This window comes from Halomonas qaidamensis (genome assembly GCF_025917315.1).
Classification (GTDB): Bacteria; Pseudomonadota; Gammaproteobacteria; order Pseudomonadales; family Halomonadaceae; genus Vreelandella; species Vreelandella qaidamensis.
In genome coordinates this window covers 102,982-115,022 of sequence record NZ_CP080627.1, presented here as the reverse complement: position 1 = coordinate 115,022, position 12,041 = coordinate 102,982, and the positions used below count along the sequence as shown (strand labels likewise).

The window sequence follows — 12,041 nt, the reverse complement described above, 5'->3', positions numbered from 1 at the left end:
CTCACGCACTTTGCTGTTGACCGATTTCACGCCATGCAGAGGCGATATCTTCAAGCAAGCGCTCTGCCTGATTGAGACTGTCTTCATCGTTTCGAAGGTTAGCCGCTAATAGTAAGCGGGCAATATAGTCATAGAGCGACGCTAGACGCTCTGCGATATCCCCCCCTTTTTCTTGATCTAATGCAGCTGCCAGGCCGTTATTGATGATATCCAGCGCCTTGGAAATCGACTTTCCTTTTTCAGCCGTATTGCCCGCTTGCATATGAATACGCGCCGCGCGGATGGCTGCCTGGGCACCATCAAACAACATAACGATGAGCTGATGAGGATCAGCTGACATAACGCCGCTTTCCACGCCAACGCGAGCGTAGGCGTTGGCACCTCGGCCATAAACAGTGCCGCCGCGAGAGTATGTCATAAGCGGGTCTCTCCTATATTGATGCGAATAACAGCATTGATGCGAATAACAGCGACCACAACCGCCGACACGCGCTGTTCTATTATCATTCAGAAACAAGCTTATTAGCTCAGTTACAACATATATCGGCGTCTCGCTAATAGACTTTAATATTTAACCTATATTTCACTCAGAAAATTTTACGTCTTTTCTGAGCAGGCTAGCCGACTATGTGGACACCGCCACTTCACGTTTTGGCTTACCTAATCGTTCAAGTACATCGCCTCGCAGAGTGTTGCCCAATGTCTCGCGCATGGGCGACTCTGCCTGATTTGTCAGCGTCACTTCAGCAGGAGCACCCTGCGCATCAAGGCGGATAATCCACGCCATCTGCTCACTGGAAAAGTGCGCAAGCGACCCCACCGGCAGTGGTTTGAAGTGCTCGATATAGCGCTTGGTCCAACGGGGGTCAAATTGATGCGGATGGCTCAGTAAATGCCGATAGATTTGTTGCGCTGTTTTGGCAGGACGATCTGCCCGATCGCGCCGCATTGCCTCTACCACATCTACCACTGCGCTCGCTTTGGCAAGTTCGTTAATGTCACTACCGGTTAAGCCATCAGGATAGCCACTGCCGTCCAAGCGTTCATTAATGCCACCTATGACCGCTTGGGCAACGGCAGCGGAAAGCCACTGGCAATGCTGTAAGCGGCCTAGTAACAACGACACATGCTCACTCATAGCTTGGCGATGAGTAGCTTCAAAATGCGGGGCCTTAAACAGTATTTGCGGAATAAGCGCCTTACCAAGGTCATGCACCAAACCACTCGCGACGATCGCCTTACGTACGTCACGAGGCATATTTGCACCAACCAAATCAAGCAAATGCACCGCTACCGCGATTCCATGGCGAACTAATAGCGGCTCTGGCGATAGACATCGTGTCGCAAACAGCAATGCCTCGCGATCCTCTTCATGCAGCTGCAAAAGACGATCTGCGTTGCGTGACAGCTGGCGAGAGTCAATGTCGCTCCCTTGCTGTAAAAGCAGCAACTGAGCATCTAAATAAGCCGCTATTTTCACCAACCGCCGTGCCATAGGCGTGGCATAGCGACGGATATCTCGCCGCCCCACGTGCTCATTTCCTGGCGCGCGCTTGCTTGGTTGTTCAAACAGCGGCGATGGCTGACGATCCTCTTGCGCTTCTTTGCTGTAACGGGCAGCTTCGCGCTCAATTTCACAAACAAAATACCAAATTTGTCGCTCTTGCTCGGACGAGCAATTGGCGAAATGGAAACCTACCCGCAATAAGTGTCGCTCAGGATCGGTTTTTTGATGGCGCGGCACTCCTTGCACTTCAAAATAGGTGCCATCTGGAAACGTAAAAGCAAGTGCAAGGGGCCTATCAGCTTCAGAAAGCACACCGCTGGCGGTTAGCGGTAGCTCTATTTGGCAGCCATCCTGGGAAAGGTCTCGCAGTTCCCCCACAATATGTTCGCCACTTTCACCGCTCAACGAGGCTGGTACGGCCATACCAAACCGCAGCTCGGCGCGAAACGATTCGCGGCGTTGCAGCACGTCTAGAGTGGCGGGGTAATCGCTGCAGCATAAAAAGCGTCCACCCGCATGACGAGTCTCTGTCAGCGATAAAAGCGGCGTGCGCACCACCTTACCCTGGGATTGGCCACGTAGAAAAAACGACTCACCTTGCTGTAAGCGGCTTAACAGATGATCAACTGAAGATAAGTCCATCACCAATGTCTTCCCAGCGTGTTGCTCCATCAACACGATAGGCTCTGGGCGAGCGTCCTCGGTAGCTAAACAAAGCGATACGCCCCCCCCTTCAATCAAGGTAGTTAAAAGAGAGCTGACTGCTGCAGGACTGGTAACACTTTCGTATTCATCTGGTCGGACTGACATTCTCGTTTCGCTTCCCTACCACGTTGTTATTACAGCACGTTATTACGCCAAGTTATTACGCTACGTCTATATACCCATCACAACGCGGCAAAGCATACCAGAAGGCCTCTGGCTACCGTACGCTCATGAAAAAACTAACTCCCCCTCCCATTTCATCTATAGTAAAGGAGCAACAACGGCGGGAAGCGACCGCTAGTGTGATAGCCTGCACCGATAAGCAGCCCTGCGCTTTATAAACAATGACATTGATTATACGTTTGCCGATAAAAATGAAAGAGGCTCATAGCGGCATGATGAATGGCCTCGTCACCTTTTCTTTGCTGCCTCTTGCGCGGCTTTTTTTAAAGGATTAACTATTATGGGCCCACTCTTCATTGACGACCTTGCCTCTACGGCATCAATACCTTACCAACCAATGCCCGTCCAACCCGCGCACACCCTAAAAGTTCAGTCTCTGCAGCCACCGCTTAGCACGTTGACAAGCACCTTACCAGGTACGCCGAGCAGCCAACCAAATGAACCTAGCCTGCTGTCTAAAGAAGCGCTCTTACCCCCTATACAGCGCATCAATGAAACACTACGGCCACGTGGGCTGGAATTTGCCCTAAGCGAGCAGTCTGAGCGGATTATCACGAAAGTCATCGACCGTGAAACGGGGGATGTTATTCGCCAAATACCAGCAGAAGAAGTACTGCTCGTTGCAGAGCGACTGGAGGAATTACAAGGCCGACTTATTTCTCTAGAAGCCTAATCGAGTGATGGGAGAGGAGACGTCGCTACCGCTGGCTTGGCACCCTCTCTTACTCCCCCACTTCGTTTCCTTCTTTGTTTCTTTCGTAAGCGTTTTTATCAATTCCGTATTAACGCCAGCGAATAAGTGTTATTTATACCTGCATATTCATTACGTCGCGGTAGGCGGTTACCAGGCGATTACGCACTTGCAACCCCATCTGAAAAGCGACGCTCGCTTTTTGCATATCGACCATCACATCACTCAGCTCAATATTCGGCTCACCTGCCTGAAACGCCATCGCCTTGGTATTCGCAGCCTGCTGCAAACGGTTGATGCGCTGAATAGATGCTTGTAGCTCACTACCAAAACCGCCTTGCCCCACCGCTGTGGCAACATGCTCTCCCTTAATAGGTTGGGCTGCTTGGGTAGCTAAGCCTTGCATTTGCTGTAGCGCTGACTGTATGGCAGGTGAACTCATAAACACGCCTCATCCAAAGGAAGGTGGAGTAATACCAAAAGCCTACCATTGGTAGTAGAACACTCATACGTACAAATACGCATTAAAAGCCGACCTGTTCGTTCATTTATGCTCGACTTGCCCCAGGATAATGGCGTTCATCACAATTCCGCTTCATTTTTTAGCGGATAACCGCGATTGACGGATATCAGCCTATGCTTTCTTTGGTGATGCGCCTGAGCCGTCATCAGTTTTGCCTGCCTTTATGGAGGCACGCATGAGCGAAACTGATGCTACGGCAGGCCGTCAGAACAGCACGACACAACAGACACCCCGCAGTGGAACGCCAGAAAATGACACTAAAAGTCCCTCAACGGTTGAGCGCACGTTAAAGCAACTGCGCGGTAACCCATTGGTTGTGCTATTGGTCGCTGCGGCGGCTTCTATTGCGATCATTGCTGCGCTTTTCATGTGGGCTAACAGCCCAGAGTATCGGGTTCTGTACAGCAACCTGAATGAAGCCGATGGCGGCCGTATTATTGCGGAGCTGGATAGTCGCGGCGTGCCCTACCAATTTAGCGAAGGTGGTCAGGCGCTGCTAATCCCTAGCGAACAAGTGCATACGCTAAGATTACAACTTGCTGAGCAAGGGCTCCCCCGTGGCGGTAACTTGGGCTTTGAGCTGATGGAGAATCAAGCGTTCGGTATCAGTCAATTTGCTGAGCAAGTTAACTTCCAGCGCGGTCTTGAAGGTGAGCTGTCCCGCTCCATTGAATCACTGGGTCCCGTTGATAAGGTCCGCGTACACCTTTCAATGGCCAAGCCTTCCGTTTTTATTCGTGACCGAGAGCCTGCCAAAGCATCCGTTGTTCTGACACTGCTACCTGGACGCGTACTAGGTGAAGGGCAAGTCAGCGCCATCGTTCATATGGTCTCCAGCAGTGTTCCTGAACTAGCGGCGGAAGACGTCACCATTGTCGATCAAAATGGACGACTGCTTTCCGCTAACACATCACAAGGTAATGACCTAGACGGCTCTCAACTTGAGTATATAGCGGAAGTTGAACGCTCCTATCAACGGCGTATCGAAAACATCCTTTCACCCATACTGGGTAGTGATAACGTCCGCGCGCAGGTGGCCGCACAGATCGACTTTTCGCGCCGTGAACAAACCTCTGAGCGCTATGCACCCAACCAGGCGCCCAATGAATCTGCGGTTCGTAGCCGCCAGCTTAGCCTATCTTTCGATGGTGAAGACCCGCTGGCAACCGGTATCCCAGGAGCCTTAACCAACACCCCTCCTGGCGTAGCACCCGCGCTGATCAATCAGCCCGACGCTGATGAAGAGGAAGAGGATGTCCCTGAAAACGCCCTCCAGAACCTGCGCCAAGAAGATGTCGTTAACTATGAAGTTGACCGCAGTATTGAACACATTCAGCATCGGCTAGGCCAGGTAGAGCGTCTATCGGCAGCGGTCGTCGTAAACTTTCGCCGTGTTATCAATGAAGAAGGCGAAGCAGAACAAGTTGCCCTAAGCCCTGAAGAAGTTGCTCAGCTTGAACGCTTAGTCCAACAGGCAATGGGCTTTTCGCAAGCGCGTGGTGATCAGGTAGAGGTCGTCAATACACCGTTCGCTACTACTGATGACAGTGCGTCTGACGTTGTTTGGTGGCAGCAGCCAGAAACACTCGCCATTGCTGCTACCTTGGGTCGCTATTTGCTAGTTGCCCTTGCGGCCTTGTTGCTTTACCTGCTGATTTTACGGCCTCTGATCAAGCGTTACACCCAGCCGCCGGTGATGGCTGCCGCAATGCCTGGCAGTACCTTTAGCGCTAGTGTCGGGGGTGAAGAAGATGAGCAAGAGAGTGGACAGTCTGCAGAGGCTGAAGACACCTATAGCAATAAACCTAAGCGTCGTCGTAAAACCTCGTTGTACGAACACAACCTCAACGACCTACGCGAAATGGCCCAGGAAGACCCCCGCATGGTCGCAATGATTATCCGCAGCTGGATGAACACCCATGAGTAGCCCGATTGCCGAGATGACCGGCGCACGTAAAAGCGCCATTCTCTTGCTTGCGTTGGATGAGGATAGCGCCGCTGAGGTGTTCAAGTACCTTAGCGCCAGCGAAGTACAAGACATCAGTATGGAAATGGCTCGCTTACATCAAGTCTCACACGAGGATATGAAAGCCGTACTAGAAGCCTTCCATAACGAAACAGAAGAGTTTGTGGCGCTTAACCTCAACTCCAGTGAGCATATTCGCTCTGTGCTTACAAAAGCACTAGGTAGCGAACGTGCAACGAGCCTTATTGAGGATATTCTCGAGACCACCGGTGGCAACTCAGGCATTGATGCGCTGAACCTTATGGAAGCCAACATGGTGTCTGAGCTGATTCGTGATGAACATCCGCAGATCATCGCCACTATTTTGGTTCATCTGGATCGGCACCAAGCCGCTGATATTCTTGAGCTGTTTGAAGAGAAACTGCGTAACGATGTGGTACTACGGATTGCGACGTTCAGCGGCGTTCAGCCCGCCGCGCTGCAAGAACTGACGGAAGTACTAACCAGCATGCTAGATGGTCAAAACCTCAAACGCAGCAAGATGGGTGGCGTAAGAACGGCGGCCGAAATTCTCAACTTGATGAACTCGTCTCAGGAAGAAGTGGCCATCGAAACCGTTCGCTCTCACAGCGAAGACTTGGCTCAAAAAATTATCGACGAAATGTTCCTCTTCGAGAACCTACTCGACCTGGACAACCGTGCTATTCAGATGGTGCTTCAAGAAGTCGAAACCAATTCCCTGGTGGTGGCCCTCAAGGGAGCCCAGGACGCGTTGGTCGACAAGTTCCTGCGCAACATGTCACAGCGGGCAGCAGACCTGGTTCGCGAAGATATGGAAGCCCGCGGCCCTATTCGCGTGTCACAGGTAGAAACCGAACAGAAAGCTATTTTGCAGGTAGTCCGTCGACTGGCTGATTCCGGCGAGATCGTCTTAGCGGGCGGAGACGATGAGTATGTCTAACGCCAAAACGCCGGAGTTTGACCGGCACGGCAGCTGGCGGCGTTGGCAGATGGATGAATTGACGCAGCAACCGAAAAACTCCCAACCGAGTGATGCGCCAACACCTTCCGCTCAGCAGCGCAAAGTAGAAGCAGCGAAGAAAGCCGCTGAACAGGCTCGTCAGCGTGAGGAAAAAGAGCGTCAAGCGTTCTACGAACGCATTCGTCAGGAAGCAGAGGAAACCGGCTATCAGGCTGGCTTAGCACGCGGCCATCAAGAAGGGCTTGAACAGGGTCTTAGCGAAGGACGCGCCCAAGCAGAGAAAGAGCTTGAGCAACAGGTGCGTAAAACCGTGGCTCCGCTGCGTTCACTTGCCAAGCAATTTTCTGATGCACTAGAGCGTATTGATGAGACAGTGGCACACGATCTTGCTGAACTCGCACTGGCTACTGGCAAACAGTTAGCCGCAGATGCACTGCGAGAACGCCCTGAGCAAGTATTAGAGATTGTCCGTGAGCTGCTCCACACCGAGCCTCCGCTTGTGGGTCAGCAACGCCTTTGGCTTAACCCGCAAGATCACACGCTAGTCAAAGAGCATCTTGGCAGCGAGCTACTGGCGGCCAGCTGGACCTTACAGCCCGATGACCAACTTGCGCGGGGCGGGTGCCGGATCACCAGTGCCCAAGGGGAGCTAGATGCTACGTTTGAAAGCCGCTGGCAGTCGATCGTTGCACAGTTACGCAAGCGCCATCATAGCCATGAACCTCCATCCTCTTAGTCACAGGTAATGCCATGAGCGACGCGACGTGCCCTCATCTATACCGCTGGCGCAAAGCCCTGCACCGAACAACGCAGCGCGTTAGTCAGTTGCCTCACTACCGTACCAGTGGCCGTGTGATACGTGCTACGGGCATGGTCATTGAGGTAGTGGGGTTACGCGTGGCAGTAGGAAGTGCTTGTCGCATCGAATTACCTGGCGCGGATGGGCGGTTAAACGATAGCGACAAACATGCAGAAGCAGAAGTTGTCGGGTTTTCTGGCGACAAGCTGTTTCTGATGCCATTAGAAGAAATTTCTGGCCTTATGCCAGGTGCCAGAGTCTCTCCGCTTAGCGATGGCAGTGGTCACAGCGCTCGCCGTTTTCCAATTGGCGATGACTTGCTAGGGCGAGTGCTCGATGGCAACGGCAACCCGTTGGACGACCGTGAAAGCGTTGAAGATACGCCGCGAGCAACCCTTAAAGCAACGCTGCTTAACCCGCTTTCCCGCGCGCCTATTGAGGAGCAAATCGATGTAGGCATTCGGGCGATTAATGCACTACTAAGCGTCGGCCGAGGTCAGCGCATGGGGCTATTTGCCGGCTCTGGGGTGGGTAAATCAGTTTTACTGGGCATGATGGCTCGCTACACCCAAGCGGATGTCATTGTGGTCGGACTCATCGGCGAGCGTGGCCGTGAGGTACAAGACTTCATCGACAACATTCTGGGGCCTGAAGGCCGCCGGCGTGCGGTGGTAGTGGCGGCACCTGCTGACACCTCACCACTGCAACGCTTACAAGGGGCCGCTTACGCGACGCGGCTTGCTGAAGGGTTCCGCGATGCAGGGCGAAACGTGCTGCTGATTATGGATTCGCTGACACGCTACGCCATGGCCCAGCGTGAAATTGCCCTCGCCATTGGGGAGCCACCGGCTACCAAGGGGTACCCACCTTCGGTATTCGCTAAGTTACCCGGCCTTGTTGAGCGTGCCGGAAACGCTGAGCGTGGTGGCGGTTCCATCACCGCGTTTTATACCGTGCTAACCGAAGGCGATGACCAGCAAGACCCCATTGCCGATTCAGCCAGGGCGATTTTGGATGGCCACATCGTACTTTCTCGAACACTAGCCGAGGCAGGGCACTACCCGGCAATTGATATTGAGGCCTCGATCAGTCGTGCGATGACCGCTATTAGCTCGCCTGAACAGCTACAAGAGGCGCGCACTTTTAAACAGCTTTTTTCACGCTATCAGCGCAATCGTGACTTGATCAGCGTAGGGGCTTATAGCCCAGGACATGATCCAAGACTGGACGAAGCGGTAAACCGCTTTCCATCATTGGAGCGATTTCTTCAGCAAAACATTGATGAGTGTGCAACGCTTGAAGCATCACGCCAAGCACTGCACGCGGTAGTGGGAGGTTAGCGATGAGTCATTCACAGCTCGACATGCTGACAGGCTTAGCCCGTGATGCCCGGGATAAAGCCGGGAAATTACTGGCTGAAGAACGCCAAACACAGCAGCAAACAGAAGCACAGCTTCAATCACTTAACCGCTATCGCGCTGAATATGCCGAGCGTTTACAAAAGGCGATGAGCGACGGCATCGACCCCGCCACCATGTACAACTACCAGCAATTCCTAGGGTCATTAGATGCCGCTCTCAGCCGAGCACGGCAAGCACTTGTGGCCCAGCAAAAACGTGTGCAGCAAAGCCAACAGCATTGGCAGCAGGAACAGCGTAAGCTCTCCTCCTACGACACGCTGACCTCGAGACGCGTATCAGAAGAGCATCGCCGTCAAGAGCGTTACGAGCAGAAAACTAACGATGACTTTGTAACTAACCGTTTAGCCCGCCAGCCGAATGATCAGTCGCATTAGCGCCGCGCCGAGGAGCTGTATCTATGACTATTGAGCTATTGCTAACCATGCAGGGTCAGGGGGCGAGCGCGTCATCAAGCCACCCTGCCGCCTCTAGCTCCCCGCGTGCGACACATGGCATGTTCCTTCAGGCGTTGACCCAGGCTGCAACAAGCCAACATCAGGCACGCACGCCCACTAACGCTCAGGCAGAAAACACGTCAACCGTTCCAATGAGCGATATCGTTGACCAGATAGCATCTCTCGATAGTGAGCTGGATGGGGAAGCGTTGGCGAACGTAGTGGCAAACGTAGCAGCAAATGTCGTGGCGAATGTAAACGCACACAAACAGCCTGCTGATAACCGCGCCACTAGTATCGATACCCAGGCATCTAGCCAATCGCTAGACATAGCACCAGCAGCGCCAGAGCAAGCGCTGACATCTGAACACGCTTCCGCGTTACTGGCCAACGACAGCGCTGAGACCTCGACACCGATAACTATTGAAGAGGTCGCTGCGCGCTTAGCCCTTATCGCTTCGTATTCTGCGCCGTCACCGGTGCGCAACGAAGCGGTTTCCAGTGCCAGCACTAACAGTGCAGCGCCAAAAGCAGCCTCAAGCCTAGAAACGGCGACTACTCAAGCGTCGTCGGATAATCCTTCAGATAGCCATTCAGATAGCTATTCAGATAGCGTGAAGCCTGCTAACGCTTCACCTTTCGCAGCTTCTTTTTTTGAGCACACAGCACTACCAATGCACACGGCGTTAGCTGATCGCGCGTTAGCCACGGAGCCTACTCCACTGGCACGGACACAAGGTCAGAATCAGACTCAAACACTGAGCCCTAACCAGCTGCCGTCTGTGCAAACATCTTTTACGGCGGCAAATAGTGGCGCTTCCTCTGTAGCGCCACAGCCAGCAGCACAGGCAGCGGCTAATACTAGCTCGCCACCGGTGGCGTCTTCCACGACGAATCTTGCCACGCCTGAGGCACTGTCAGCAGCTGCGCCCAGTGCCAACGCCGCACCAGCCGCGCCGCCGTTGACTGCTAATGGCGGCACGACTAGCGCTACTATGCCTATCGTTACTATGCCTACCGTTACGATGACCAACGCTAGTACGGCCACCGCGCTGCAGGACACTCCCACCAGCGCTATCCCACGTGAGGTGCAGATAGCACTCACTGGCGAAAGCGCCGTGGCAAACACACCGCAGCCAGCGGCACAAGCGCTAACACAGGCCACAACACAGGCAGCAGCTAATACTGGTTCGCCACAGGTGGCGTCTTCCACAACGAATCTTGCCTCGCCTCAGGCACTGTCAGCAGCTGCGCCCAGTGCCAACGCCGCACCAGCCGCGCCGCCGTTGACTGCTAATGACGGCACGACTAGCGCTACTATGCCTATCGTTACTATGCCTACCGTTACGATGACCAACGCTAGTACGGCCACCGCGTTGCAGGACACTCCTACCAGCGCTATCCCACGTGAGGTGCAGATAGCACTCACTGGCGAAAGCGCCGTGGCAAACGCACCGCAGCCAGTAGCACAAGCGCTAACACAGGCCACAACACAGGCAGCAGCTAATACTGGTTCGCCACAGGTGGCGTCTTCCACGACGAATCTTGCCTCGCCTCAGGCACTGTCAGCTGCGCCCAGCGACGGTGCTGCACCAGCCGCGCCGCCGTTGACTGCTAATGGCGGCACGACTAGCGCTACTATGCCTACCGTTACTATGCCCACCGTTACGATGACCAACGCTAGTACGGCCACCACGCTGCAGGACACTCCCACCAGCGCTATCCCACGTGAGGTGCAGATAGCACTCTCTGGCGAAAGCGCCGTGGCAAACGCACCACAGCCAGCGGCACAAGCGCTAACACAGGCCACAACACAGGCAACGGCTCATTTAGGCTCCTCATCGCTGGCCAGTGCCTTGGCAGCTGCAACACAGCAAACGGTTAGCAATACCTCTCTACGCCCAACCACACCAACTGCTAACGCGCGGTCTGCGGAAACAGTCAGCTCCCCAGCCAATGCCCCGACCTTAATGGCATCGCTGGAAACTATTCCAACCCAGCCGTTTACTACCATGCCACCAGGCATGCACGCGCTTTCTCCACTCAATACTGCACTCGCATCAGCACCTGCCATGAGCGCTGACGCGATGGTCGGTTTGCCTGCTGATGCAGAATCAGCGAATGCAATCAACAGCACTAGCAAAGGCAGCGAGCAGTCGTTGCCTACATCGCTAACTTCTCAACCTCAACCAATGCCTAATAGCCCAGCGACAGCAACTTTAAATACGCCGCTTGCCAGTCCCGCATGGCCTTCTCAGCTAGGGCAACAGCTGATTCAATTTGCTCAGCGCGGTGGAGAGCATCAGGTTAAAATGCAGCTGCACCCTACCGAGTTAGGGCCTTTGTCGATCACTCTTAAGGTGACTGAACAGGGCACCCAAGCGCACTTTTTATCGTCACATGCCCCCGTTCGTCAGGCGATTGAGCAAGCTATTCCTCAATTGCGTGAAGCACTTGCTGAGCAGGGTATTTCACTAGGTGAAACCTCAGTAGGTGAGCAGCAAACTCCCAACGAGCAGGCCTTTGCTCAGCAAATGCCTAACCAAACCGCTGGTGATCGCCTCACTGAGTCAGGCGGCGAAAGCGTGCCACTTAAAGAGACAAGCACTCTCCCGTTGCAGGATGGTCGTGTCGATCTCTATGCCTAAAAAGCGCTATGTCTGAGAATCGCTATGCCCGAAATAAAGTGTTGGCATTCAGTATGACAACACTGACTATTACGGCATCACGTAACTAAACCAAAAGATAGGCTCATCCAATGAGCCTGTTCATTTCATCATTTGTAACAGCGTTAGGCATAATGCTTAGCGAGCGTTACGGGTGACATTGA

At 53.6% G+C, this 12,041-nt stretch carries 10 protein-coding genes; 7 read left to right on the top strand and 3 right to left on the bottom strand.

Features of this window, described 5'->3' with window-relative positions; translation table 11 throughout:
* Position 1: 1 nt before the first annotated feature.
* A complete protein-coding gene (gene fliS / locus K1Y77_RS00525; RefSeq protein ID WP_030074277.1) occupies positions 2-418 on the bottom strand; it encodes a flagellar export chaperone FliS in 417 nt (138 codons plus the stop codon).
* 207 nt (positions 419-625) lie between these two features.
* Entirely contained in the window at positions 626-2,317 is a 1,692-nt protein-coding gene (locus K1Y77_RS00520; RefSeq protein ID WP_030074278.1) for an HD domain-containing phosphohydrolase, read from the bottom strand.
* A 358-nt stretch (positions 2,318-2,675) separates the two neighbouring features.
* Between K1Y77_RS00520 and K1Y77_RS00515 the strand changes: the two genes are divergently transcribed.
* Positions 2,676-3,068, top strand: a complete 393-nt coding sequence (locus tag K1Y77_RS00515) for a flagellar protein FlaG (RefSeq protein WP_264429771.1) — start codon at positions 2,676-2,678, stop codon at positions 3,066-3,068.
* Positions 3,069-3,201: 133 nt separating this feature from the next.
* Here the strand turns inward: K1Y77_RS00515 and fliE are convergent, their stop codons facing one another.
* Positions 3,202-3,528, bottom strand: a complete 327-nt coding sequence (fliE, locus tag K1Y77_RS00510; RefSeq protein WP_030074280.1) for a flagellar hook-basal body complex protein FliE — start codon at positions 3,526-3,528, stop codon at positions 3,202-3,204.
* Positions 3,529-3,784: 256 nt separating this feature from the next.
* Here fliE and fliF point away from each other — a divergent pair, with 256 nt between their 5' ends.
* From fliF to K1Y77_RS00480, 6 genes are read left to right on the top strand one after another with little or no spacing between them, the layout of a single operon-like run.
* Positions 3,785-5,536, top strand: a complete 1,752-nt coding sequence (gene fliF / locus K1Y77_RS00505; protein ID WP_030074281.1) for a flagellar basal-body MS-ring/collar protein FliF — start codon at positions 3,785-3,787, stop codon at positions 5,534-5,536.
* Positions 5,529-6,536, top strand: coding sequence for a flagellar motor switch protein FliG (fliG, locus tag K1Y77_RS00500; RefSeq protein ID WP_030074282.1), 1,008 nt, complete (start codon positions 5,529-5,531; stop codon positions 6,534-6,536). Before fliF ends, fliG begins: the two co-directional genes overlap by 8 nt.
* Positions 6,529-7,293 (top strand): flagellar assembly protein FliH, encoded by a 765-nt coding sequence (locus K1Y77_RS00495; protein WP_264429769.1) that lies wholly within the window; start codon positions 6,529-6,531, stop codon positions 7,291-7,293. Before fliG ends, K1Y77_RS00495 begins: the two co-directional genes overlap by 8 nt.
* Before the next feature lie 14 nt (positions 7,294-7,307).
* Positions 7,308-8,696 carry a flagellar protein export ATPase FliI gene (gene fliI / locus K1Y77_RS00490; RefSeq protein ID WP_030074284.1) on the top strand — a complete coding sequence of 463 codons (1,389 nt, stop codon included), beginning with the start codon at positions 7,308-7,310 and terminating at the stop codon, positions 8,694-8,696.
* A gap of 2 nt (positions 8,697-8,698) precedes the next feature.
* Positions 8,699-9,151: a flagellar export protein FliJ gene (gene fliJ / locus K1Y77_RS00485; RefSeq protein WP_030074285.1), complete on the top strand. Its 453-nt coding sequence runs from the start codon at positions 8,699-8,701 to the stop codon at positions 9,149-9,151.
* Between the two features lie 23 nt (positions 9,152-9,174).
* Entirely contained in the window at positions 9,175-11,859 is a 2,685-nt protein-coding gene (locus K1Y77_RS00480) for a flagellar hook-length control protein FliK (RefSeq protein ID WP_264429766.1), read from the top strand.
* Positions 11,860-12,041 lie beyond the last annotated feature (182 nt).